The organism is Jiangella aurantiaca (assembly GCF_004349105.1).
GTDB classification, from domain to species: domain Bacteria; phylum Actinomycetota; class Actinomycetes; order Jiangellales; family Jiangellaceae; genus Jiangella; species Jiangella aurantiaca.
Genome location: NZ_SMLB01000016.1, coordinates 15,382 through 37,793, shown reverse-complemented (window position 1 = coordinate 37,793; position 22,412 = coordinate 15,382). Strand labels below are relative to the sequence as shown.

The following is a 22,412-nucleotide window of genomic DNA, read 5'->3' as shown; positions in this document are numbered from 1 at the left end:
CGGGTGCGTATGTCAGGCTGACCCTGTGCCGGAGCGCATGGTGCGACTGACCCGCTGGCTGACCGACGTGCGCCAGCGGGTCGCGCAAGCTGCCGCGGCCGGTCAGCAGGCCGCGCCACCCGACGGCGACCCCGCGCTGCAGCCGGACGGTGCGCCGCGTCCGCTGGGCGAGGCGACGACACCCGGCAAAGCGCCCGGGCCCGGCCCGGTGCCTCCGCCGCCCGCGGAGGCGCCCGCGCCGCGCGCCCCCGACGGCCACCCGGTGCCGCGGGTGGTCCGCGACGCCGCCGAGTGGAGCTGGCGGCTGATCATCATCGCCGCGGCGGTGGCCGGCGTCGGCTGGCTGGCGTGGGAGCTGCGGGTCGTGATCTTCCCGCTGGTGGCCGGGCTGCTGCTGGCCGCCGGGCTGCAACCGCTGGTCCGCCGGCTGCGGATGGCCGGATGGGCGCGCGGGCCCGCTGCCGCCGTCGTCTTCGTCGGGTTCCTACTCGTCGTGGTGGGGTCGCTGACGCTGGTCGGCAACGCCGTGGGCGGCCAGTTCGAGGACGTCGTCGACCAGGCCGAGGAGGGTCTGCAGGAGATCCGCGACTGGCTGGCCGGGCCGCCGTTCAGCATCGACGAGGCGCAGCTGGACAGCTACATCGACCGCGCCGTCGCGCTGTTCCAGGACGACAGCTCCGTCACCGAGCAGGCGGCCACGGCGGCCACCGTCGCCATCGAGATCCTGGTCGGGCTGGCCCTGGCGCTGTTCGCCCTGATCTTCTTCCTCTACGACGGCGAGCGCATCTGGACGTGGCTGGTGCGGCTGTTCCCGGCCCGGGCGCGGGCCCGCGCGGCCGCCGCCGGCGACGTCGCCTGGCTGACGCTCGGGCAGTACATCCGGGGGACGGTCCTGGTGGCGCTGTTCGATGCCGTGGCCATCACCGTCCTGCTGTTCATCCTGCAGGTCCCGCTGGCCCTGCCACTCGGTGTGCTGGTGTTCTTCGGCGCGTTCGTGCCGCTCATCGGTGCGTTCGTCACCGGGACGGTCGCCGTGCTGGTCGCCCTGGTGACGCAGGGGCTCCTGATCGCCATCGTCGTGTTGGCCGGGCTCATCGTCGTCCAGCAGATCGAGAGCAACATCTTCCAGCCGTTCATCCTCGGCCGCATGGTGCGCATCCACCCGCTGGCCGTCGCGGTGGCCGTCGCCATCGGGACCCTGGCCGGCTCGATCATCGGCGCCATCATCGCCGTGCCGATCATCGCGCTGGTCAACACCGTCGGCAGCTACCTGGCGTCGACCCGGGAGCGGCCGCCGCCCGTCGCGTCCGGCTGAGCCAGGGTGGGCAGGCCGACGGCCATCGCCGGGCCAAAATGATCACGTTCACCACGAAAACTCGTGTCGCATTACGCCTGTAATCGTGTCGACGCTCGAGAAATACTGGTGACGGGCCCGGCTCGGCGACAGGAATGCGATTGCCGACGCCCGCTCATGGCGAGACGCGTGTCCGGGGGCCGCACCTAGGCCGGGCGGTCATCATCCGCCGGGTTCAGCAGGGCCAGGACATCGTCGTGGAGGGGGCCGTTGGTGGCGAGGGCGTTGGCGCCCAGCGGGCCGGGAACGCCGTCGAGGCTGGTGAAACGGCCGCCGGCCTCCTCCACCACGATCGAGGGGGCGGCCATGTCGTGCAGGGCCAGCTCCGGCTCCGTCGCGATGTCGACGGCGCCGTCGGCGAGCAGCATGTACGACCAGAAGTCGCCGTAGGCGCGCGTGCGCCAGCACGCCCGCGTCAGGTCGAGGAACGCGGTCAGCATGCCGCGCTCCTCCCAGCCCGACAGCGACGAGTACGAGAGCGACGCCCGCTCCAGCGCGGACACGTCGGAGACCCGGCAGCGGGTCGCCGAGGACAGCGACCGGCCCGTGTAGGCGCCGGTGCCGCGCGCCGCCCACCAGCGCCGGCCGAGCGCGGGCGCCGACACCACGCCGGCGACCACGGCGTCCTCGACCATCAGCGCGATCAGCGTGGCCCAGACGGGGACACCGCGCAGGTAGTTCTTGGTGCCGTCGATGGGATCGACGACCCAGCGGCGGGCGCCGTAGCCGCCGGCACCGAATTCTTCGCCGACGACGGCGTCGCGCGGGCGCGCCCGCGACAGGGTGCGCCGGATCGCCTCCTCGGTCGCCTTGTCCGCGTCGGTGACGGGGGACTGGTCGGCCTTGATCTCGACCCGCAGGTCAGCAGCCCGGAACCGCGACATCGTCTGCGAGTCGGCGTCGTCGGCCAGGACGTGGGCGAAGCGGAGGTCGTCGTCGTGGGCCACGAACGGTCAACCTACACGGTCAGTCGCCGGCCTGGCGGTCGCGACTGGCCAGCAGCCGGCGGTACGACGCCAGCCGGTCCGGGTCGACACGGCCGGCAGCCAGCGCGGCGTCGAGTCCGCACTCCGGCTCGCCGTCGGCGTGGGTGCAGCCGCGCGGGCACTCCTCGGTCTCGGCGGCGAGGTCGGGAAAGGCGAGGATGAGGCGGTCGGGGTCGACGTGCGCGAGGCCGAACGAGCGGATGCCCGGCGTGTCGATGACCCAGCCGCCGTCGGGCAGCGGCAGCGCGACCGCGCTGGTGGACGTGTGCCGGCCCCGCCCGGTGACGACGTTGACCTGGCCGACCGCCCGGTCCGCACCTGGGACCAGCACGTTCACCAGTGTCGACTTGCCGACCCCGGAGTGGCCGACGAGGACGGTGACGCGGTCACGCAGGTGCCGCTCGACGTCCCCGACGTCGGCGTCGGACCCAGGCGCCAGGCGGGTCACGACGGCCGGGACGTGCAGCGGGGCGTACGTCGCGAGCAGCGGCCCGGGGTCGGCGAGGTCCGCCTTGGTGAGGCACAGCAGCGGCTCGATGCCGGCGTCGAACGCCGCCACCAGGGCGCGGTCGATCAGCCGGGGCCGCGGCTCCGGATCGGCGACGGCGGTGACGATCATCAGCTGGTCGGCGTTGGCGACGATGACCCGTTCGACCGGATCGTCGTCGTCGGCGGTGCGCCGCAACACGGTGGAGCGCGACTCGACGCGCACGATGCGGGCCAGCGAGCCCGGCGCGCCGGACACGTCGCCGACCAGGCCCACGCGGTCGCCGACGACGACCGCCTTGCGGCCCAGCTCGCGCGCGGTCATCGCCGTCACCGTCCGCCCGTCGAGCACGCAGGTGTAGCGGCCGCGGTCGACGGCGATCACCAGGGCCGACGTCGCGTTGGCGTGGGCAGGGCGGAGCTTGCTGCGCGGCCGCGAGCCACGCCCCGGGCGGACCCTGACATCCCCCTCGTCGTAGGAGGAGGCGGCGGTCCGCCGGGCCATCACGCGTCCGGATCCCCGCCGGACCGGCCGAGAAGGGCCGCCCACATGCCGGGGAAGTCGGCCAGCGTCTTCGAGGTGGTCGCGATGTCCTCGACCTGCACGCCCGGCACCACCAGTCCGAGGACGGCGCCCGCTTGCGCCAGGCGGTGGTCGGCGTAGCTGTGGAACACGCCCGCCCGCAGCGGCGCCGGCCGGATGTCGAGGCCGTCGGCGGTCTCGGTGACGTCGCCGCCCAGTCCGTTGATCTCCGCGGCCAGTGCCGCCAGCCGGTCGGTCTCGTGCCCGCGCAGGTGGGCGATACCGCGCAGGTGCGACGGCGTGGTCGCGGCGGCGGCCAGTGCGGCCAGGACGGGAGTCAGCTCGCCGACGTCGTGCAGGTCGGCGTCGAGGCCGAGCACTGTGCCGGTGCCGCGCACCGTCAGCACGCCGTCGTCGAGCGAGACGTCGGCGCCCATGCGGGCGAGCAGGTCGCGCAGCTCGGCGCCCGGCTGTGTGGTGGCGGCCGGCCAGCGCGGCACCCGGACCGTCCCGCCGGTCAGCACGGCGGCGGCCAGGAACGGCGCGGCGTTGGAGAGGTCGGGCTCGACGACGGTGTCGACGGCCCGGACGGCGCCCGGTTCGACCCTCCAGGTGTTCGCCGCGGCGTCGTCGACCTCGACGCCGCGCTCGCGCAGCATGGCCACCGTCATGTCGATGTGCGGCTGCGACGGGACCGGCTTGCCGTCGTGGCGGACGGTGACGCCCTTGTCGTAGCGGGGCGCGGACAGCAGCAGCCCGCTGACGAACTGCGACGACGCCGACGCGTCGATGGTGACCTCGCCGCCGGGGACGGCGCCGGCGCCGGCGACGGTGAACGGCAGCACCCCGCGGCCACCGTCGTCGATCGAGACGCCGAGCGTCCGCAGCGCGTCGAGCACGGTTCCCATGGGCCGCAGCCGCGCCTGCGGGTCGCCGTCGAACCGGACGTCGCCGTCGGCCAGCGCGGCGAGCGGCGGCACGAACCGCATGACGGTGCCGGCCAGTCCGGTGTCGATGGCGACGCCACCCCGGACCGGCGCGGGGGTGACGCGCACGCCGTCGTCGACCGGTTCGATGCCGGCGCCGAGGGCGCGCAGCGCGTCGATCATGAGCCGAGTGTCGCGTGCGAGCAGCGGATGACGGACCAGCGACGGGCCGTCGGCGAGCGCCGCGAGCACCAGGGCGCGGTTGGTGAGGGACTTGGAGCCGGGCAGCACGACGGTGGCATCCACCGGGCCGGGGGCGGTCGGTGCAGGCCAGAGCGGGGCAGTGGTGTCGGTCATCGGGCACCAAGCCTATCGGTGCCCGATGACCGGACAGGTGCTACTCGTCCTCGACCCAGTCGAAGGTCTTCGTGACGGCCTTCTTCCAGGTGCGGTAGATCTTCTCGCGGTGGGCGTCGTCCATCGCCGGATCCCACTGCTTGTCCTGGGCCCAGTTGGTGCGGATGTCGTCCTCGCTCTCCCAGAAGCCGACCGCCAGGCCCGCCGCGTACGCCGCGCCGAGCGCCGTCGTCTCCGCGACCACTGGACGGATGACCGGCACGCCGAGGATGTCGGCCTGGAACTGCATCAGCAGCTCGTTGCCGACCATGCCGCCGTCGACCTTCAACGACGTCAGGTCGACCCCGGAGTCGGCGTTCATGGCGTCGATGACCTCGCGGGTCTGGAACGCCGTCGCCTCGAGGACCGCCCGGGCCAGGTGGGCCTTGGTGACGAACCGGGTGAGACCGACGATCGCGCCCCGGGCGTCGGATCGCCAGTACGGTGCGAACAGCCCGGAGAACGCCGGCACGAAGTAGGCGCCGCCGTTGTCCGGGACGCTGCTTGCCAGTGCCTCGATCTCCGGCGCCGACGCGATCATGCCGAGGTTGTCGCGCAACCACTGCACCAGCGCGCCGGTGATGGCGATCGAGCCCTCGAGCGCGTAGACGGGAGCGTTGTCGCCGATCTTGTAACAGACAGTGGTGAGCAGCCCGTTCTCGCTCATCACCTGCTCAGTCCCGGTGTTGAGCAGGACGAAGTTGCCCGTGCCGTAGGTGTTCTTCGCCTCGCCAACCGACAGGCAGGCCTGACCGAACGTGGCCGCCTGCTGGTCGCCGAGGTCGCCCGCGATCGGCAGACCGGCGAACGCGCCCCGCTCACGGATGTTGCCGTACACCTCCGACGACGAGCGGATCTCCGGCAGCATGGACATCGGGATGCCCATGTCGGCGGCGTTGTTCTCGTCCCACGAGAGCGTGTCCAGATCCATGAGCAGGGTGCGCGAGGCGTTGGTCGGGTCGGTGTAGTGCAGCCCGCCGTCCATCCCGCCGGTGGCGTTCCACAGCACCCAGGTGTCCATGTTGCCGAACAGCAGGTCACCGGCCTCGGCCTTGGCCCGGGCACCGTCGACGTTGTCGAGGATCCACTTCACCTTGGGGCCGGAGAAGTAGGTGGCCAGCGGCAGGCCGGTCCTGGAGCGGTACCGATCCGGCCCGCCGTCGCGGGCCAGCTCGTTCACGATGCGGTCGGTGCGGGTGTCCTGCCACACGATCGCGTTGTAGACGGGCTTGCCGGTGGTGCGGTCCCACACGACGGCGGTCTCGCGCTGGTTCGTGATGCCGACGGCCACGATGTCGCTGGTGACGAGGTCCTTCTTCGCCAGCGCCCCCGCGCAGACCTCACGAGTGTTCCGCCAGACCTCTTCCGGATCGTGTTCGACCCAGCCGGCCTGAGGATAGATCTGCTCGTGCTCCCGCTGGTCGACGGAGACCACCCGTCCGGAGTGATCGAAGATCATGCACCGGGTGGATGTGGTTCCTTGGTCGATGGCGGCTACGTACTGAGTCATCCCTTCTCCTCACATCGTCGTACGGGGCAGGCTGTGCCCGGGTCGGGCGATCAGTAGACGGCGCGGGCGAGCAGTCCGCCCAGGATGCCGCCGATGATCGGGCCGGCCACGGGAACCCAGGAGTATCCCCAGTCGCTCGAGCCCTTCCCCCTGATGGGCAGGAACGCGTGGGCGATGCGGGGGCCCAGGTCGCGGGCCGGGTTGATGGCGTAACCGGTCGGGCCACCGAGGGAGGCGCCGATGCCGAGGACGAGGAGGGCGACGGGCAGCGGGCCGAGTTCGGCCGGCGAGTTGGCGAACGAGAAGATGACGAACAGCAGGACGAAGGTGGCGATGACCTCCGTCGTCGTGTTCCACAGCGGGTTCCGGATCTGCGGGCCGGTCGAGAACACGGCGAGCTTCTTGGCCGGGTCCTCCTCGGCGTCGAAGTGCTGCTTGAACGCTAGCCAGCACAGCGTGGCACCGACGATGGCGCCGGCCAGCTCGCCGAGTAGGTAGGCAGGGACGTCCGACCACGCGGTCCGCCCTTCGACCGCGAAGCCCAGTGTCACGGCCGGGTTGATGTGCGCGCCGGACTCGAATGCGACGTAGACACCGGCGAACACGCCGAGGCCCCAGCCGAAGTTGATGAGGAGCCAGCCGCCGCCGAGTCCCTTGCTCCGGTCCAGGATGGCCGTGGCGACCACACCACAACCGAGGAGCAGGAGCATTCCTGTGCCGAGGAACTCGGACAGGAAGATCTCGCCGAAACTCAGGTCCAGATCCATGTGAACCTCCGCTTCCGTTGACGACAACGGCCGTGGCGTCCCCGGTGTCCCGGCTGGTCTCGGCAACGTTGCCAAGGGTCACTTCCGGAACTTACTGGTGCGTAGAGCAACTGTCTACGTCCTCCGGGACCAGAGCGGGTAGCGTGTTGCTGGGTGCCGCTGACGGTCGCGCCGACATGTCGAACCTTGGTGGCATTCGACCGCTTTTACGCGCTCTGAGCTGCAAGGAGACGTGATCTACGTGACCGGTGACAGCGAGCGGGCCGAGATCGCCGGCCCGAGCAGCCGGCTGGGGCCGCGGGCTCGGCGGGAGAACTGGGACCGGCTCGGCTCCGAGCACTTCGACGTCGTCGTCATCGGCGGCGGCGTGGTGGGCACCGGCGCCGCGCTGGACGCCGTCACCCGCGGGTTGCGGGTGGCGCTGGTCGAGGCGCGCGACTTCGCGGCCGGGACGTCCAGCCGGTCGAGCAAGCTGTTCCACGGCGGCGTGCGCTACCTGGAGCAGTTCGAGTTCGGCCTGGTCCGCGAGGCGCTGCACGAGCGCGAGCTGATGCTCACCCGCATCGCGCCGCACCTGGTCAAGCCGGTCAGCTTCCTCTACCCACTCAAGCACCGCTGGTGGGAGCGTCCGTACACCGCGACCGGCCTGTTCATGTACGACACCATGGGCGGCGCGCGGTCTGTTCCAGGCCAGAAGCACCTCACCCGGGCCGGCGCGCTGCGGCTGTTCCCGGGCCTGCGCCACGACGCGCTCATCGGTGGCGTCCGCTACTACGACGCCCAGGCCGACGACGCCCGGCACACCCTCACCGTCGCCCGCACCGCCGCCCACTATGGCGCCGTCGTGCGCTCGTCGACGCAGGTCATCGCCTTCCTGCGCGAGGCCGACCGCATCACCGGGGTCCGCGTCCGCGACGTCGAGACCGGCGCCGAGCAGGAGGTCACCGCCGACGTCGTCGTCAACGCCACCGGCGTGTGGACCGACGAGATGCAGCGGCTGGCCGGTACCCGTGGCCGGTTCCGGGTCCGGGCGAGCAAGGGCGTGCACATCGTCGTCCCGCGCGACCGCATCGCCGCCGAGAGCGGGCTGATCCTGCGCACGGAGAAGTCGGTGCTGTTCGTCATCCCGTGGCGCAACCACTGGATCATCGGCACCACCGACACCGACTGGAACTTCGACCTCGCCCACCCGGCGGCCACCAAGGCCGACATCGATTACATCCTCGAGCACGTCAACGCCGTCCTGGCCACGCCGATCACGCACGACGACATCGAGGGCGTGTTCGCGGGGCTGCGGCCGCTGCTGGCCGGCGAGAGCGAGCAGAGTTCGAAGCTGTCGCGTGAGCATGCAGTCGCCCGCCCGGCGCCCGGCATGGTCGCCATCGCCGGCGGCAAGTACACGACCTACCGGGTCATGGCCAAGGACGCCATCGACGCGGCCCGCGAGGACCTGCGCGGCTGGATCCGCCCGTCCATCACCGACAAGGTGCCGCTCCTCGGGGCCGACGGCTACCACGCCCTCGTCAACCAGGTCGACCGGCTGGGCGAGGAGCACGGCGTGCACCCGCACCGGCTGCGCCACCTGCTCGACCGCTACGGCTCGATGGTGCACGAGGTGCTCGCCCCTGCCGAGGGCCGCCCCGAACTGCTGCAGCCGATTCCCGGCGCGGCCGACTACCTGCAGGTCGAGGTCGTCTACGCAGTCACGCACGAGGCCGCGCTGCACGTCAGCGACGTGCTGACCCGGCGCACGCGGATCAGCATCGAGTACCCGCACCGTGGTCTGGAGTCCGCCGAGGCCGTCGCCCGGCTGATGGCCGAGACCCTCGGCTGGGACGACGCGACCATCGCCCGCGAGGTCGACGTCTACCGCAAGCGGGTCGAGGCCGAGCGCGGCTCCCAGAACGAGCCCGACGACCAAGCCGCCGACGGCGTCCGCTCGGCCGCTCCCGAGTTCCGTCCGGGAGTCGCCGAACCCGTCGTCTGAGGGCGGCGGCCAGGCACAGGCGTTCTCCCGCTCTACCACCCATGCATATGCGTTCCTGGTGAAGCGGGAAAACGCCTAGGGAGCAACTGATGCCCGGCGACCCAGAACCAACCACACCGCCACGGCACACACGGCGAACCCCACGACGGTGGCAACCCCGATGTCCTCACCGAACATCGCCCACGCCCACACTGCGGTGGTGGGCGGGGTCAGATACAGCAGGCTGCTCACCCTCGTAGCCCCGCCACGCCGCAGCACGAGCAGGTACGCGCCGTACCCGCCGGCCGTCGACAGCACCAGCACCCACGCCACCGACCACCAGAACCCGCTGGTCTCCGGGACGGTGAACCGCCCGAAGGCGACCGTCTCGGCGGTGAACGCGACCGCTGCGATCGCCACGTGCACCGTCAGCGACGCCGCCAGGCCGCCCGAAGGCCGCCAGCGCTGCTCCAGCACCGTCCCCGCCGACAGTGCCAGCATGCCGCCGACCGGCAGCAGGTAGGTCAAGGCAGACCCGCCGGCGCCGATGTCATCGGCGATGACGATGCCGACGCCGGCCAGGCCGAGCCAGAGCCCGAGCCGGGCCCGTCCGCTCACCGCCTCGCCGAGCAGCCGACGGGCGGCGGTGGCGACGACCAGCGGCTGCAACGCGGCGATCAGCGCGGTTGTGCCGGCCGGTACGCCGAGGCCGATGCCGGTGACGACGCCGCCGAGGTACAACGTCTGCGCGAGCAGGCCGACGACGGCGTGCCGCCCGAGGTCGCGCCGGGCGAGCCGAACCAGCCGGGGTGCGACGACCGGCACCAGGATCGCCGCGGCGATGAGGTAACGCCACGACAGCAGTGTGTCGGCGGGTGCGTACTGGGTGCCGAGGCGGGCGCCGATGAAGCCGGAGCTCCAGAAGACGACGAGGGCGGTGGCCGCCGCGACGTCCACGGCCGAGGTGCGCTGCTGCGGGCGGGTCGTCGTCTCCGTCATGCCCTCGATGTAAACACACCGGTGGGTATACTGTCAGTGTCCTCTTGGCTGGGAGGAGCGCTCGTGGCTCGTCGGCATCCAGCGGGACAACTCACCCCGGCTGGACAGCGGCTGCTCGACACCGCCAGCGCGCTGTTCTACCGGCATGGCATCCGCGCGGTCGGCGTCGACGCGATCGCCGAGGCGGCCGGCACCACGAAGAAGACCCTGTACGACCGGTTCGGCTCGAAGGACGCACTGGTCGCGCTGTACCTGAGCCGCCGGTTCGAGCGGTGGCGCGAGTTCGTCGCCACCCACCTCGACGAGCACGCGCCGGAACCCGGCCCGGAGCGGGTGCTGGCGGTATACGACGCGCTCGCCGAGTGGCAGCGCGACGCCGAGCGCGGCTGCGCGTTCGTCAACGCGTTCGCGGAGATCGGTGGTACCGACCACCCGGGTGTCGCGGTGATCCGGGCGGAGAAGGAGACGGTCCGCGAGCTCTACGTGCGGCTGGTCACCGAGGCCGGCGTGCAAGCGGCCGAGGCCACCGAACTGGGCCTGAGGCTGGCCCTGCTGCACGAGGGCGCCCTGGTGACGATGACCGCCGGCGGCCGGCCGGACGCGCTCACGCACGCCCGCGCGGCCGCCGCCGACCTGCTCGCCGCCGCTCTGCCGGGGGTGCGCGTCAGGGTGTGACGCGGTGCTGCACCGAGCGCAGGCCCGCCTTGGCCTGGCCGGCGGTGGCCTTGGCGGCCAGCCGCGCCTCGCGCTTGGCCGTCTTCGTCGCCCGCTTCGCGTCCTTCGTCGCCCGCCGCGCCCGCCACGACAGGCCCGGCTTGCCCTCGGTGTCGACGCTGGCCAGCAGCAGCCCGCCGGCCAGGCCGACGTTCTTCATGGCCTGGACGCGCTGGGTGTTGCGCTGGGCGGGGTCCTCGACGGTCCAGAAGGGGTGGCCCTCCATGGTGGTGGGGATCAGCGAGCCGAGCAGCACGAGCGAGGCCAGCCGCGGGAAGCGTCCGGTGGCAAGCGCCAGCCCGGCGCCGACCTGCGCGCCGGCGTTGATGCGGACGAGCGTCTTCGGGTCCGTCGGCAGCTGCGGCACCCGCTTCTGCAGGGTGGGCCCGAACTTCTCGGCGAAGGTGGTGGCCGCAGGGATCCCCGGCTCCGGGTCGCGCAGGTTCTTCGCACCCTGGACGATGAAGATCGACGCGAGCATCGGGCGGGCGATCATTCGGACGAGGCTCATACACATTGCCTACCACGAAACCGGCGCCCGCCGGTGCGAGGATGGACGTATGTGCGGACGGTACGCGGTCAGTCAGAGCGCCGACGACCTCGCCGACGAGTTCGGCGTCGAGCGGGAAGAGGTGCGCGAGCGCCTCGACCCCGACTGGAACGTCGCACCCAGCAAGAAGGTCTACGCGGTGCTCACCCGCGGGAAGAAGGACGAGCCCGACGAGCCGCCGGTGCGCCGGCTGCGGACGCTGCGCTGGGGCCTGGTGCCGTCCTGGGCGAAAGACCTGGCCATCGGGAACAGGCTGATCAACGCCCGGGTCGAGACGGCGGCGGAGAAGCCGGCGTTCCGCAAGGCGTTCGCCCTGCGCCGATGCATTCTCCCGGCCGACGGCTTCTACGAGTGGCGCGGTGAGAAGGGCGAGAAGCAGCCGTTCTTCATCCACCCGAAGGACGGCTCGCTGGCCATGGCCGGGCTGTACGAGATCTGGCGCGACAAGAGCAAGCCCGAGGACGCCGACGACGCGTTCGTGTGGTCCGTGGTGATCCTGACCACCGACGCCACTGACGACGTCGGCCAGATCCACGACCGCATGCCCATGCTGGTCGGGCCGGACGACTGGGGGCGCTGGCTCGACCCCTCCATCACCGATCCCGAGGACGTGACGCGGCTGCTGAACCCGGCCGTCCCCGGCGTGCTCGATGCCTACCCGGTGTCCACTGACGTCAACAAGGTCGGCAACAACGGGCCGCACCTCGTCGAGCCGGTGGAGCTGTGATGGCGCCGGTCCGGACCACCGTCGGCACCCCGATCGGCGAGGCCGCGTTCTGGACCGACGCCGCCGACGAGCCCCGGCTGCGGCTGGTGCTCGGGCACGGCGCCGGCGGCGGGCCCAACGCGGCCGACCTCGAGGCGCTGTCCCGCACGTTGCCGGCCGAGGGCGTCACGGTCGTCCGGTTCGAACAGCCGTGGCGGCTGGCCGGGAAGAAGGTCGCGCCGCGGACGCCGGTGCTCGACGAGGCCTGGCTGGCGGCGCTCGCGACGCTGCCGCGCGACGTGCCGCTTGTGATCGGCGGTCGCAGCTCCGGCGCTCGCGTCGCCTGCCGCACCGCCGCGGAGCTGGATGCCGCCGCCGTCGTCTGCCTGGCGTTCCCGCTGCATCTGCCGGGCAAGCCGGAGGCCTCGCGGCTGCCCGAGCTGACCAGGGCCGCGGAGAAGCTGCCGGTGCTGGTCGTGCAGGGCGAGCGCGACACGTTCGGCGGCCCAGACGAGTTCCCGCCCGGCCAGCACCGGCTGGTCGCCGTCCCAGGCGCCGACCACGGCATGCGCGTGCTCAAGGGTCATTCGCAGCGCGAGGCGATCGACGCCGTCGTGGCCGCGGTGCAGGCCTTCCTGGCCCCCATCGGGGAATGAACCGGACGCCGGCGCCGTTGACGCCAGCGGAACGACCGAGTCCGGGAGGTTCAACTGACTGTGGGTGCGACGTGCTTGGAGCGTCCGGTGTCCGAGGGCACGGTGCGCGACAGCCGTGAGACCTGGGATGCCATCGCGCCGGTAGACTTGACGGTGATGACTGATCAGGAGAGTGACGAGCAGCGCACGCAGCGCTTCGAACGCGATGCGTTGCCGTACCTCGACCAGTTGTACTCGGCCGCGCTGCGCATGACGCGCAACGCCAGCGACGCCGAGGACCTGGTCCAGGAGACGTTCGCGAAGGCCTATGCCTCGTTCCACCAGTTCAAGGAGGGAACGAACCTCAAGGCGTGGCTCTACCGCATCCTGACCAACACGTTCATCAACACGTACCGCAAGAAGCAGCGCGAGCCGCAGCAGAGCGCCACTGAGGAGATCGAGGACTGGCAGATGGCCCGGGCCGAGGCGCACACCTCGTCCGGCCTGCTCTCGGCCGAGGCCGAGGCGCTCGCCCACCTGCCCGACTCCGACGTGAAGAACGCGCTCCAGGAGATCCCCGAGGAGTTCCGCATCGCGGTCTATCTCGCCGACGTCGAGGGCTTCCCCTACAAGGAGATCGCCGACATCATGGGCACACCGATCGGCACGGTGATGTCCAGGCTGCACCGTGGCCGCCGTCAGCTGCGCGGGTTGCTGGAGGACTACGCCCGCGAGCGCGGGCTGGTTCCGAAGGTCACTCAGGAGGTCGGAGGATGAGCTGCGACGACAACGACGTCGACTGCGCTGAGGTTCTGGACCGGATCTACGTGTTCCTCGACCACGAGCTCGACGACCGCACCCTCACGTACGACGAGATCAAGGCGCATCTCGACGCCTGCCAGCCGTGCCTGTCCACCTACGACATCGAGCGGGTGGTCCGCGAGACGCTGGCGCGCGCGTGCGCCTGCGACCACGCACCCGACGAGCTGCGGCTCAAGATCCGCGCCCGCATCCAGGAGGTCCGGGTGCAGATGACCAGGACGCCCTGACACCACGACCGAATCGACGAGAGCCCCGGCCCTGCCGTTGCAGGTGCCGGGGCTCTCGTCGCCGTACGGGGCGCCTCTGTTCCTCCTACCCTTGCGGGACTCCTGGCCGCCTGGGACCTCGCGGTCGGCGGTTGGCTAGGAGTTGGGGCGCTTGCCGTGGTTGGCGGCGCTCTTCTTGCGCGAACGGCGCTTGCGTGCCTTCTTGCCCATGGCGAGCTGACTCCTCTCCGGGATCGGTGTGTGCTGCTGGCGGGCGAACCGCCGGATCCGCGGGTGACGGTGAGACCGTCACGCGGTGACGCGCGGTGATTCCGGCGCGGTACCGGCGGTCGCGTCGTCGTCCATTGTCGCACGACCGGTGGCCGGTTCCGGCGGCGGTGGCGGGCCGGACGGCCGGGGTCGCTGCCCGGCTCGCTCGGCTGGACGCCGCTGGGGTCGCCGCGGCGCCTCGGCACGCTCGCGGGCCGCCGCCGTGCGCCGTCCCGTCATCGCCGTGGCCAGCGCGGCCGCGACTCCCGCGGCGACCGCGATGTCGCCCGGGCTGACCGCCTCCGGGCGGGGCGGGAACGCGACCGGGATGGTCTTGCCCAGCCAGCGCAGCCGGGTGTCGTCGCCGGCGACCGTGACGACACCCTCGTCGGGCCGCTCGGCCGCCGTCACCTCGACGCCGGCCCGCTGCTCGGCGGACACCGACACCGGCATGCCGCCGTTGAGCAGGATGACCAGTCCGTTGGCGGCCAGGCCCAGCGCGATCAGCCGGGCGCCGTGGTACGCGCGGTTGAGCCAGGCGTAGAAGCCGAGCGTGAACCAGCACAGCGCCGTCATGGCCGGCAGCAGCGGCTCCCACACCCAGCTGCCGGCGACGCCGACCGCGTAGGCGCCCAGCGCGGTGAGGATGAGCCGGCTGCGCACCGGCGGCCGTTCGCCCAGCCGGCGCAGCCGCCCGCCGCGTGCGTACCCCGCCGCCAGGCCGGCGACCAGGGCGAGCAGGAGGAGCGCCATATCATCATCCTGACCTGGTCCGGCGCCGAACCGGGGGATGCCACGCCCGGGAGCGCGCGGCTTCGTGGTGGAATGCTCCGCAGCAGGCGAGAGGAGTCAGCACGTGGCCGAGATGGTGGCCGCCGAGATGGTGGCCAATGTCCACTCCGTGGCGGTATCGGTGGGTGACCAGGTCGATGCCGGGGCGACCCTGCTGATCCTGGAGTCCATGAAGATGGAGATCCCGGTGCTGTGCGAGGACGGCGGACTGGTGTCCGAGGTCAAGGTCGGCCCCGGCGACGTCGTCCAGGAGGGCGACGTGTTGGTCGTCATCTCGTGACGGCGCTCGAGCCCGGCCTGGCGGCGCGCGAGGCGCACACCGTCACCGAGGTCGACACCGCGCTCGCGGTGGGCTCCGGCGACGTCCCGGTGCTGGCGACGCCGACGCTGGTGGCGTGGATGGAGGCCGCGACCGTGGTCGCCGTCGACGACGCGCTCGCCGACGGCGACACCACGGTGGGCACTCGGGTTGAGGTGGATCACGTCGCGGCGAGCCCGCTCGGCGCCCTCGTAGAGGTGCGCGGCGAGCTGACCGCCGTCGACGGGCGGACCCTGCGGTTCTCCGTCGTCGCTCTGGGCGGCGACGGCGAGCCGGTGGGTCGTGGGACGATCACCCGCGCCGTCGTGGGGCGCGAGCGGTTCCTGGCGCGCTGGGCTCAGCGCGCGTAGGGGTGCGTGGGCAGGGTCGGCGACCAGTCGTCCTCGGCCCGCGGAAGCGGGTCGTGCCGAGGGCCGCCGTCCGAGCCCGCCCAGCGTGCCGCGGAGACCGCGGCGGCGATCGCGACTGCCAGGACGAGAAGAACCATGACTGTGCTCATGGCAGTAATTCTGCTCCTGACGGAATGCTGCCACCAGTGGCAGTACTGCCACTAGGCATCGACTTTCTGCCAGTCGTCTGGCAGACTGTCTGAATGCTGCGAAATGTCGCTGCCGTGGTGCTCGACGGCGTCGCCCCGTTCGAGCTCGGTGTGCTCTGTGAGGCGTTCGGCATCGACCGCTCCGACCAGGGTCTGCCGGTCATGGACTTCGACCTGTGCGGGCCGTCCCGGCAGGTCCGGACGTCGCTCGGCTTCGAGCTGGTGATCGAGCACGGCCTCGAGCGGCTGGAGTCGGCCGACCTCATCGGCATCCCGGCCATGCCGCGGGCGAACCCGGTGCCGGGCGAGGTGCTCGAGGCGCTGCGGGCCGCCGTCGACCGCGGTGCCCGGGTGCTCTCGGTCTGCTCCGGCGCGTTCGTGCTGGGCGAGGCCGGCCTGCTCGACGGCCGCCGCTGCACCACCCACTGGATGTACAGCGCCGAGCTGGCGGCCCGGTTCCCCGAGGCGAAGGTCGACCCCGGCGTCCTCTACGTCGACGACGACCCCATCATCACCAGCGCGGGCACCGCCGCCGGGCTCGATGCCAGCCTGCACCTGTGGCGCAAGGAGTTCGGCGCCGACGCCGCGGCCATGGTGGCTCGCCGCATGGTCGTCCCGCCGCACCGCGACGGCGGCCAGGCCCAGTTCATCGAGGCGCCCATCCGCGCCACCCCGGCCCGCACGCTGGCCGCCGTCGTCGACTACATGGCCGCCCACCTCGACCAGGACCTCACCGTCGACGACCTCGCGGCGCTGGCCACCATGTCGCCGCGCACGTTCGCCCGCCGGTTCCGCGCCGAGACCGGCACCACGCCGTACGAGTGGCTGCTGACGGCCCGGCTGGCGGCGGCGCAGCGCATGCTCGAGCGCGGCGACGACGTCGTCGAGACGGTGGCCGCGCGGGCCGGCTTCGGCACGGCGGCGGCCATGCGTCACCACTTCGCCAAGCGGCTGGGCACCACGCCGCAGGCCTACCGGGCCGCCTTCTGCCACCGCCGCCCCGCCAGCACCACCACCGCCTGACGGGAAATGATCACGTTGACCAGCGGTGTCCACGCTCTACCAGGCATGCATGCCTGGTAGAGCGGGATGACCCTACTCAACGTGATCATTTCCGGGTCAGATGCCGGTCGTCGAGCGGGGGTAGGCGACCTTCGGGTCGCACTGCACGTTGACGAGGTACGGCATGCCCGCGTCGAACGCCCGGCGCAGCGCGGGACCGATGTCGCCCGGCTCGGTGACGGTCTCGCCTGCGCCGCCGAGGGCCTCGACGACGGCGTCGTAGCCGGTCTCGGGGCGCAGGTCGGCGGCGACGTCGTAGCCGTACAGGAACCGCATCGGGTGCTTCTCCAACCCCCACGCGCCGTTGTTGCCGACCACCATGACCACGGGCAGGTCGTGCCGGACCAGGGTGTCGACGTCCATCAGCGACATGCCGGCGGCGCCGTCGCCGTAGAGCAGCACGACCTGGCTGTCCGGGCGGGCCAGCCGGGCGGCCGCCGCGGCACCCGCGCCGGCGCCGAGGCAGCCGTACGGGCCGGGGTCGAGCCAGCAGCCCGGCCGGCCGGGCTCGATCAGCTTGCCGGCCCACGACACGAAGTCGCCGCCGTCGCCGATGACCACGGCATCGTCCTCTAGGACGCGGTTCAGCTCGCCGTAGACGCGAGCCGGGTGGATCGGCTCGCCCTCGGAGGCCAGCAGCGGGGCGTCGCGCTCGGCGGCGGCGGCCGCCTGGTCGCGCAGCCCGTTGGCCCAGTCGTCCCAGCGCCGGGTCGCGCGCATCGCCGTCAGGACGCCGTCGAGCACCAGCGTGAGGTCGCCGGCGGCGCCGGCCGCGAGCTCGACGTGCGTGGCCAGGCCGTCGGGGGAGTCGGCGACGTGGACCACCTTCGCCGGGGCGGCGCCGTCGGAGCCGCCGAACGTGCCGAAGCCGAGCCGGAAGTCCAGCGGCGTGCCGACCACCACGACGAGGTCGGCGTTCTTGAATGCGGCCGACCGGGCCCGGTTGACCAGCAGCCGGTGCCCGCGCGGCAGCACGCCGCGGCCCATGCCGTTGGCCACCACCGGGATGCCGGTCTCGTCGGCGAAGCGCAGCGCGGCATCCTCGGCACCGTCCATCCAGACGTCGGAGCCGAGCACGACGACCGGGTGTCGGGATTCGCCGATGAGCGTGGCGATGGCGGTGAGGCCGGCGGGGTCGGGTTCCGGCCGCGGCGCCGGCGGGGTGACCTCGAGCGTGACGTCGGCGAAGCTGTACAGCTCGTCCATCGGGACGTCGACGAAGACCGGCCCGCGGTGCGCCGACCGCGCCACGCTCAGCGCACGGTCGATCGCTGGGCCGACGTCGGCGGCCTTGTGTGCCGTCGTCGACAGCTTGGTGACCGGTGCGAGCAGCGGCGGGTGGTCCAGCTCCTGCAGCGCGCCGGTGCCCCAGCGCCAGGCCGGCGCGCGGCCGCCGACGGCCAGCAGCGGGACACCGCTGAAGTACGCCTGGGCGATGCCGCTGACGCCGTTGGTGACACCCGGGCCCGCGGTGAGCACGACGAGGCCTGGATCGCGGGTGAGCTTCGCGGTCGCCTCCGCACCGAAGACAGCGGTCTGCTCGTGCCGCACGTCGACGATGCGGGTGGGCGACTCGGCCTTGACCACGGCGTCGTACAGCGGGAACACGTGGGCGCCGGACAGCGTCCACATGGTCCCGACGCCGTGCGCCTCGGCGACGGCCAGCGCGTGCTGGCCGGCGTGCCCGTTGAGAGCGAGATCGTTGCGCTGCGAAATACTCACGCGGCCACCGTATCCGGAATCCATGTGCCGATCATGGCGCAGCGGCGCGGGTACCGCCCGCCGACCCCTCGGGCTCGTCGATGTGCCTACGGCCGGGGCATGAAGGTCAGCATCAGCATCACGAATTACTCGTAGCTGAGCACGGTCCAGACGTCCAGGAAGCCGGACGGTGAGCAACTTACCTTTGGTAGGCCCCACACTGGTTGATCTTGGAGTCGTTCGGCCATCTATCGGACATATCGGCGCACAATTGCCGAACAACTCCAAGATCAACGGGGGACGGCGGCATCGGTGGTCCCTCCAGGATCACAGGGACTGCGGGAAGCCGAACACCCGGCCGGGATCGTAACGCCGTTTGACGGCGGCGAGCCGGGGCAGGTTGGCGCCGTGGTAGGCCGCCGGGGCGTCCACGAGGGCGGGGTCGGGGAAGTTCGGGTAGACGTGCCCGGAGCCGTCGGCGTGCGCGATCGCCCACGTCGTGTCCGGCCAGGCCGACGTCGCGGCTGCGCCGTGCTCGAGCAGGAACCGCTCGCCGCGATGGGCGAACGCCGTCGCGTCGGCGGGCACCCGGGCGTAGGCGCCGCCCATCGGGGCGAACCCGAGCCGGCGCGGCCCGTCGATCGGGCCGGCGGTGAGCGCCGCGCACAGTGCGTCGATCGTCACTCGCCGCAGCGGCCGGGCGAAGAACTCCGACCGGATCCGCCGGGCCTGTCCGTCGACGTCCAGCGGGTCCGGCCCGGCGAGGAGGTCCTTGAGCCGCGAGTACGGCAGCCCGCCCCGCAGGTCGAGTGGCGCTCCCAGGGCTGCGCGGAGCCCCTCGATCAGCTCCCGGGTGGGTGCCTCGGGCAGCAGCGAGGCGCCGCCGAGGCTCACTTCGACCGGCCGGCCGGGGCGCGCGAGGACCTCCAGGGTGACGGTGACCTCGTCGGGCGCGTCCGGGGCCCACTCCTGCCATACCTCGATCACGTCGGCCAGCGGCGCCCGCGGCGTGCCGAACCCGAGTAGCGTCGTCGCCGGCTCCGGCACGGTGTCGAAGATCAGCGACGTGACGACTCCGAACTGGCCGCCGCCCGCGCCGCGCAGCGCCCAGAACAGGTCCGGCTCGCGGTCGCGGTCGCAGTCGACGACCCGGCCGTCGGCCAGCACCACTCGCGCACCGGCCAGCCGGTCGCAGGTCAGCCCGTACCGCCGTCCCAGCAGGCCGATGCCGCCGCCCAGCGTGAGGCCGGCGATGCCCACCGTCGGCCCGCAGCCCGCCGGCAGGGTCCGCCCGTGCCTGTGCAGCGCGCCGTACACCCCGGCCAGCCGCGCCCCCGCGCCGATCGTCGCCACCCCGTCGCCGGTCACGCCGACGCCGTCGAGCGGCCCGAGGTCGAGCAGGATGCCGTCGGTGGACGACCGCCCGGCGAAGCAGTGGCCGCCGCCGCGCGGGACCATGGGTGTCCCGGTCGCCAGTGCGTACTCCAGCGTGCGGACGATGTCGGCGACGGAGCGGCAGCGCACCACGGACCGGGGCCGCACCCGCGCGAACCGCACGTCGGCCGGGCGATACGCCGCCTCGTAGCCGGGGGAGCCGGGCTCGTACACCTCGCCGTCCAGCGCCGCGTCGATCATGCCGGCGACGCTAGCGACGCCGGGAAGCGGGGCGATTGAACGAAACGGCCAGGCCCGCCCCCCGGCTCAGGGCTGGCGGTACAGCCAGGGCGCGCTGGAGCGCAGCGTCGCCTGCAGGGCGAGCAGCAGGTCAGAGCGGACCGCGGGCATCGGCCGCACGGTGCTGGCGACGTTCTGCGCCGGGGTGCCCTGCACGCCCAACAGCAGCTGCAGGTGCAGCGCGCGCAGGTAGTCGAGGGTGTTCTCGCGCGCGGCGGCCCGCGACGACGGCGGCCGGGCGTCGTCGCGCCAGGCCTGGCCCAGGCGGTCCAGCCACGCCTCCAGCGGCTCGATGGTGACGAGGTCGCGGTGCAGGACCGACATCGTCGCGTAGGCCAGGCGCTGCTCCTCGCCGGCGGAGAAGCGGTGCCGCGTCGGCGTCGTCAGCCGCTCGGCGACGACGTCGAGCAGGACGCGCAGCTCGTCGGCGCCCAGATGCCGCGACGCGCTCAGCGCGCCGAGCACGTCGGCACCGTGCACGACGGCGTTGGCCCAGCCCTGGCTGGGGGTCCAGCCGCGCAGGTCGCGCTCGCCGAGGAACCAGCCGACGGCTTGGTCGGCCCAGGTGAGAACGGCGGCGGGGTGCAGCCCATGGGTGACGTTGTCGCGCGCGATGACCTCGGCCAGCACGCTCGCGGAGAACGAGCGGCGCAGCACGGAGTCGGTGCCCTCCTCGCCGAGGCCCTTCTTCAGGCCCAGCGCCAGCCCGTCGCCGAGCCCGATGAGCAGGTCGTCGTAGACGCCCTCGCGGATCCAGGTCTGCAGGACCGAGCGGGCGATATCCTCGCGCACGTGCGGATCGGTGTCGCCGAGCATGGTGACCAGCTCGATGGTGAGCTCGTCGAGGGCAGCACCCTGGGGTAGCCGGAAGCCGTCGGCGACGACCTGCTCCCAGTACGACTGCTGCACGGAGCAATCCTCGCAGAACCACCTCCGTGGAGGGAAGCGAGGTGACGAGAGCTACGCTCAGTGACGTGCCGTCGCTCAACGACGTCGTCCAGCGTCACACCGATCTCTCCGAGGCCGACCTGGACTGGCTGCATGCCCTCATCGCCGACTGGCAGCTGCTGGCCGACCTCTCGTTCGCCGACCTCGTGCTCTGGGTGCCCGACCGCGACGGCGAGGGCTACCGCGCCGTGGCACAGATGCGCCCCACCACCGGCCCGACGGCCTATGTCGAGGACCTCGTCGGCACGTACCTCGTGAAGGGCCGGCGGCCGCTCATCGACACCGCGTACACCGAGGGCGTCATCCGCCGTGAGGGCGACCCGGAGTGGTGGGACGACGTCCCGGTGCGGGTCGAGGCGATCCCGGTGCGCCACGAGGGTCGGGTGATCGCCGTCATCGGCCGGCACACCAACCTCGTCGCGGTCCGCACGCCCAGCCGCCTGGAGCTCTCCTACCTCGAGTGCGGCAGCCAGCTGGCCACGCTGATCACCGAGGGCCGGTTCCCGCACTCGACCCGCACCGACATGGGTCGCCGCGGCGCGCCCCGGGTCGGCGACGGCCTGGTCCGCCTCGACGCCGACGGCCTGGCGCTCTACGCCAGCCCGAACGCCGTCTCCGTCTACCGGCGGCTCGGCCTGGCCGCGGACCTCGTCGGCCAGCACCTGGGCAAGGCGACGGCCACGCTGGCGCCGCCGCCGGGTGCGCGCGACGAGCCGCTGGAGGACGTGCTGGGCGGCCGGCAGCACATCCGCACCGAGATCGAGGGCAACGGCACGGTGATGACGTTGCGGATCATCCCGCTCGACCCGGGCGGACAGCACGTCGGGGCGCTGGCGCTGTGCCGCGACGTCACCGAGGTGCGCCGCCGCGAGCGCGAGCTGCTCACCAAGGACGCGACCATCCGCGAGATCCACCACCGGGTCAAGAACAACCTGCAGACGGTGGCGGCGCTGCTGCGGCTGCAGTCGCGGCGCATCGCCTCGGCGGAGGGCCGGGCGGCGCTGGACGAGGCGGTCCGCCGCGTCGGCTCGATCGCGATCGTGCACGAGACCCTGTCGCAGACCGTCGACGACACCGTCGCGTTCGACGATGTCGCCGACCGGCTGCTGGGCATGGTCGCCGAGGTGGCCGCGACCACGTCCGACGTCCGGGCGACGCGGTCGGGGACGTTCGGGATCCTGGCCGCCGAGACGGCGACGCCGCTGGCCATGACGCTCACCGAGGTGCTGCAGAACGCCGTCGAGCATGGCCTGGGTCGTCGCGGCGGCGCCGTCCAGCTGACGGCGCAGCGGTCTGACGGGCAGCTGCTGGTGACGGTGGAGGACGATGGCGCCGGTCTGCCGCCCGGATTCGACGTGGGCACCACCGGGAACCTGGGACTGCAGATCGTCCGGTCGCTGGTCGTGGGGGAGCTGAGCGGGACGCTGGACATCGGGCCGCGGACCGGCGGCGGCACCCGGGTGGTACTGGACCTGCCGGTCGAGGCCGAGTCGCCGCGCTGACGAGAGGGCCGAGCCGGGCCCGGACATACCGACGCCCCGCCGATCCGGGGTTGGCGGGGC

At 72.5% G+C, this 22,412-nt stretch carries 24 protein-coding genes; 11 read left to right on the top strand and 13 right to left on the bottom strand.

The window, feature by feature from the left end; all coding sequences use genetic code 11:
* Positions 1-37 precede the first annotated feature (37 nt).
* A complete protein-coding gene (locus tag E1262_RS13700) occupies positions 38-1,315 on the top strand; it encodes an AI-2E family transporter (protein WP_132103696.1) in 1,278 nt (425 codons plus the stop codon).
* A 185-nt stretch (positions 1,316-1,500) separates the two neighbouring features.
* Here E1262_RS13700 and hisN read toward each other — a convergent pair whose 3' ends face one another.
* From hisN to E1262_RS13675, 5 genes are read right to left on the bottom strand one after another with little or no spacing between them, the layout of a single operon-like run.
* The gene (gene hisN, locus E1262_RS13695; RefSeq protein WP_238992926.1) at positions 1,501-2,301 is read right to left on the bottom strand and encodes a histidinol-phosphatase; all 801 of its coding nucleotides are present in this window, start codon (positions 2,299-2,301) and stop codon (positions 1,501-1,503) included.
* Positions 2,302-2,320: 19 nt separating this feature from the next.
* On the bottom strand, positions 2,321-3,331 hold the full coding sequence (rsgA, locus tag E1262_RS13690; RefSeq protein WP_132103695.1) for a ribosome small subunit-dependent GTPase A: 1,011 nt from the start codon (positions 3,329-3,331) through the stop codon (positions 2,321-2,323).
* Complete coding sequence (gene aroA, locus E1262_RS13685) at positions 3,331-4,632, bottom strand: 3-phosphoshikimate 1-carboxyvinyltransferase (protein ID WP_132103694.1); 1,302 nt, start codon at positions 4,630-4,632, stop codon at positions 3,331-3,333. Before aroA ends, rsgA begins: the two co-directional genes overlap by 1 nt.
* Positions 4,633-4,672: 40 nt before the next feature.
* Complete coding sequence (gene glpK / locus E1262_RS13680; protein WP_132103693.1) at positions 4,673-6,181, bottom strand: glycerol kinase GlpK; 1,509 nt, start codon at positions 6,179-6,181, stop codon at positions 4,673-4,675.
* 50 nt (positions 6,182-6,231) lie between these two features.
* Positions 6,232-6,948, bottom strand: coding sequence for an MIP/aquaporin family protein (locus E1262_RS13675; protein WP_238992925.1), 717 nt, complete (start codon positions 6,946-6,948; stop codon positions 6,232-6,234).
* 241 nt (positions 6,949-7,189) lie between these two features.
* Here E1262_RS13675 and E1262_RS13670 point away from each other — a divergent pair, with 241 nt between their 5' ends.
* The gene (locus E1262_RS13670; RefSeq protein ID WP_238992924.1) at positions 7,190-8,935 is read left to right on the top strand and encodes a glycerol-3-phosphate dehydrogenase/oxidase; all 1,746 of its coding nucleotides are present in this window, start codon (positions 7,190-7,192) and stop codon (positions 8,933-8,935) included.
* 75 nt (positions 8,936-9,010) lie between these two features.
* Here E1262_RS13670 and E1262_RS13665 read toward each other — a convergent pair whose 3' ends face one another.
* Positions 9,011-9,913 (bottom strand): DMT family transporter, encoded by a 903-nt coding sequence (locus tag E1262_RS13665; protein WP_132103692.1) that lies wholly within the window; start codon positions 9,911-9,913, stop codon positions 9,011-9,013.
* Positions 9,914-9,976: 63 nt separating this feature from the next.
* On the opposite strand from E1262_RS13665, the gene E1262_RS13660 reads away from it, so the two are divergent.
* The gene (locus E1262_RS13660) at positions 9,977-10,588 is read left to right on the top strand and encodes a TetR/AcrR family transcriptional regulator (RefSeq protein WP_132103691.1); all 612 of its coding nucleotides are present in this window, start codon (positions 9,977-9,979) and stop codon (positions 10,586-10,588) included.
* Here E1262_RS13660 and E1262_RS13655 read toward each other — a convergent pair.
* Positions 10,578-11,138 (bottom strand): DoxX family protein, encoded by a 561-nt coding sequence (locus E1262_RS13655; RefSeq protein WP_132103690.1) that lies wholly within the window; start codon positions 11,136-11,138, stop codon positions 10,578-10,580. The genes E1262_RS13660 and E1262_RS13655 overlap by 11 nt on opposite strands.
* Positions 11,139-11,187: 49 nt before the next feature.
* Between E1262_RS13655 and E1262_RS13650 the strand changes: the two genes are divergently transcribed.
* The 4 genes from E1262_RS13650 to rsrA all read left to right on the top strand — a co-directional run bounded on the left by E1262_RS13650 (position 11,188) and on the right by rsrA (position 13,567).
* The gene (locus tag E1262_RS13650; protein ID WP_132103689.1) at positions 11,188-11,904 is read left to right on the top strand and encodes an SOS response-associated peptidase; all 717 of its coding nucleotides are present in this window, start codon (positions 11,188-11,190) and stop codon (positions 11,902-11,904) included.
* On the top strand, positions 11,904-12,539 hold the full coding sequence (locus E1262_RS13645) for an alpha/beta hydrolase family protein (RefSeq protein ID WP_203453847.1): 636 nt from the start codon (positions 11,904-11,906) through the stop codon (positions 12,537-12,539). Before E1262_RS13650 ends, E1262_RS13645 begins: the two co-directional genes overlap by 1 nt.
* Before the next feature lie 156 nt (positions 12,540-12,695).
* On the top strand, positions 12,696-13,295 hold the full coding sequence (locus tag E1262_RS13640; protein ID WP_119660221.1) for a sigma-70 family RNA polymerase sigma factor: 600 nt from the start codon (positions 12,696-12,698) through the stop codon (positions 13,293-13,295).
* The gene (gene rsrA, locus E1262_RS13635; protein ID WP_132103688.1) at positions 13,292-13,567 is read left to right on the top strand and encodes a mycothiol system anti-sigma-R factor; all 276 of its coding nucleotides are present in this window, start codon (positions 13,292-13,294) and stop codon (positions 13,565-13,567) included. The genes E1262_RS13640 and rsrA overlap by 4 nt, the downstream gene beginning before the upstream one ends.
* Positions 13,568-13,702: 135 nt before the next feature.
* Here rsrA and E1262_RS32075 read toward each other — a convergent pair whose 3' ends face one another.
* Together E1262_RS32075 and E1262_RS13630 are read right to left on the bottom strand one after the other, a co-directional pair.
* Complete coding sequence (locus tag E1262_RS32075) at positions 13,703-13,777, bottom strand: 50S ribosomal protein bL37 (RefSeq protein WP_370246331.1); 75 nt, start codon at positions 13,775-13,777, stop codon at positions 13,703-13,705.
* A gap of 78 nt (positions 13,778-13,855) precedes the next feature.
* Entirely contained in the window at positions 13,856-14,569 is a 714-nt protein-coding gene (locus E1262_RS13630) for a DUF5317 domain-containing protein (protein WP_132103687.1), read from the bottom strand.
* 103 nt (positions 14,570-14,672) lie between these two features.
* Between E1262_RS13630 and E1262_RS13625 the strand changes: the two genes are divergently transcribed.
* Both E1262_RS13625 and E1262_RS13620 read left to right on the top strand, forming a co-directional pair.
* Positions 14,673-14,888, top strand: a complete 216-nt coding sequence (locus tag E1262_RS13625) for a biotin/lipoyl-binding carrier protein (RefSeq protein ID WP_132103686.1) — start codon at positions 14,673-14,675, stop codon at positions 14,886-14,888.
* A complete protein-coding gene (locus E1262_RS13620) occupies positions 14,885-15,277 on the top strand; it encodes a thioesterase family protein (protein ID WP_132103685.1) in 393 nt (130 codons plus the stop codon). Before E1262_RS13625 ends, E1262_RS13620 begins: the two co-directional genes overlap by 4 nt.
* On the opposite strand, the gene E1262_RS30320 is transcribed toward E1262_RS13620, so the two are convergent.
* The gene (locus tag E1262_RS30320; RefSeq protein WP_162605891.1) at positions 15,265-15,426 is read right to left on the bottom strand and encodes a hypothetical protein; all 162 of its coding nucleotides are present in this window, start codon (positions 15,424-15,426) and stop codon (positions 15,265-15,267) included. The genes E1262_RS13620 and E1262_RS30320 overlap by 13 nt on opposite strands.
* Positions 15,427-15,519: 93 nt before the next feature.
* On the opposite strand from E1262_RS30320, the gene E1262_RS13615 reads away from it, so the two are divergent.
* Entirely contained in the window at positions 15,520-16,488 is a 969-nt protein-coding gene (locus tag E1262_RS13615) for a GlxA family transcriptional regulator (RefSeq protein ID WP_132103684.1), read from the top strand.
* A 96-nt stretch (positions 16,489-16,584) separates the two neighbouring features.
* Here E1262_RS13615 and E1262_RS13610 read toward each other — a convergent pair whose 3' ends face one another.
* The 3 genes from E1262_RS13610 to E1262_RS13600 all read right to left on the bottom strand — a co-directional run bounded on the left by E1262_RS13610 (position 16,585) and on the right by E1262_RS13600 (position 20,811).
* Positions 16,585-18,249 carry an acetolactate synthase gene (locus E1262_RS13610; protein ID WP_203453846.1) on the bottom strand — a complete coding sequence of 555 codons (1,665 nt, stop codon included), beginning with the start codon at positions 18,247-18,249 and terminating at the stop codon, positions 16,585-16,587.
* Positions 18,250-18,555: 306 nt separating this feature from the next.
* The gene (locus tag E1262_RS13605; protein ID WP_132103682.1) at positions 18,556-19,863 is read right to left on the bottom strand and encodes an FAD-binding oxidoreductase; all 1,308 of its coding nucleotides are present in this window, start codon (positions 19,861-19,863) and stop codon (positions 18,556-18,558) included.
* Between the two features lie 66 nt (positions 19,864-19,929).
* On the bottom strand, positions 19,930-20,811 hold the full coding sequence (locus E1262_RS13600; protein WP_132103681.1) for a DUF2785 domain-containing protein: 882 nt from the start codon (positions 20,809-20,811) through the stop codon (positions 19,930-19,932).
* A gap of 65 nt (positions 20,812-20,876) precedes the next feature.
* Here E1262_RS13600 and E1262_RS13595 point away from each other — a divergent pair, with 65 nt between their 5' ends.
* Complete coding sequence (locus E1262_RS13595) at positions 20,877-22,352, top strand: sensor histidine kinase (RefSeq protein ID WP_132103680.1); 1,476 nt, start codon at positions 20,877-20,879, stop codon at positions 22,350-22,352.
* Positions 22,353-22,412: the final 60 nt, after the last annotated feature.

What these genes read in the sequence shown, in the direction of transcription:
- E1262_RS30320 (WP_162605891.1), bottom strand. Translation starts at nt 15,426, where the DNA reads ATGAGCACAGTCATGGTTCTTCTCGTCCTGGCAGTCGCGATCGCCGCC.
- rsrA (WP_132103688.1), top strand. Translation starts at nt 13,292, where the DNA reads ATGAGCTGCGACGACAACGACGTCGACTGCGCTGAGGTTCTGGACCGG.
- E1262_RS13645 (WP_203453847.1), top strand. Translation starts at nt 11,904, where the DNA reads ATGGCGCCGGTCCGGACCACCGTCGGCACCCCGATCGGCGAGGCCGCG.
- rsgA (WP_132103695.1), bottom strand. Translation starts at nt 3,331, where the DNA reads ATGGCCCGGCGGACCGCCGCCTCCTCCTACGACGAGGGGGATGTCAGG.
- E1262_RS13640 (WP_119660221.1), top strand. Translation starts at nt 12,696, where the DNA reads ATGACTGATCAGGAGAGTGACGAGCAGCGCACGCAGCGCTTCGAACGC.
- E1262_RS13650 (WP_132103689.1), top strand. Translation starts at nt 11,188, where the DNA reads ATGTGCGGACGGTACGCGGTCAGTCAGAGCGCCGACGACCTCGCCGAC.
- E1262_RS13700 (WP_132103696.1), top strand. Translation starts at nt 38, where the DNA reads ATGGTGCGACTGACCCGCTGGCTGACCGACGTGCGCCAGCGGGTCGCG.
- E1262_RS13675 (WP_238992925.1), bottom strand. Translation starts at nt 6,948, where the DNA reads ATGGATCTGGACCTGAGTTTCGGCGAGATCTTCCTGTCCGAGTTCCTC.
- E1262_RS13605 (WP_132103682.1), bottom strand. Translation starts at nt 19,863, where the DNA reads ATGATCGACGCGGCGCTGGACGGCGAGGTGTACGAGCCCGGCTCCCCC.
- glpK (WP_132103693.1), bottom strand. Translation starts at nt 6,181, where the DNA reads ATGACTCAGTACGTAGCCGCCATCGACCAAGGAACCACATCCACCCGG.
- E1262_RS13655 (WP_132103690.1), bottom strand. Translation starts at nt 11,138, where the DNA reads ATGAGCCTCGTCCGAATGATCGCCCGCCCGATGCTCGCGTCGATCTTC.
- E1262_RS13615 (WP_132103684.1), top strand. Translation starts at nt 15,520, where the DNA reads ATGCTGCGAAATGTCGCTGCCGTGGTGCTCGACGGCGTCGCCCCGTTC.
- E1262_RS13665 (WP_132103692.1), bottom strand. Translation starts at nt 9,913, where the DNA reads ATGACGGAGACGACGACCCGCCCGCAGCAGCGCACCTCGGCCGTGGAC.
- E1262_RS13630 (WP_132103687.1), bottom strand. Translation starts at nt 14,569, where the DNA reads ATGGCGCTCCTCCTGCTCGCCCTGGTCGCCGGCCTGGCGGCGGGGTAC.
- aroA (WP_132103694.1), bottom strand. Translation starts at nt 4,632, where the DNA reads ATGACCGACACCACTGCCCCGCTCTGGCCTGCACCGACCGCCCCCGGC.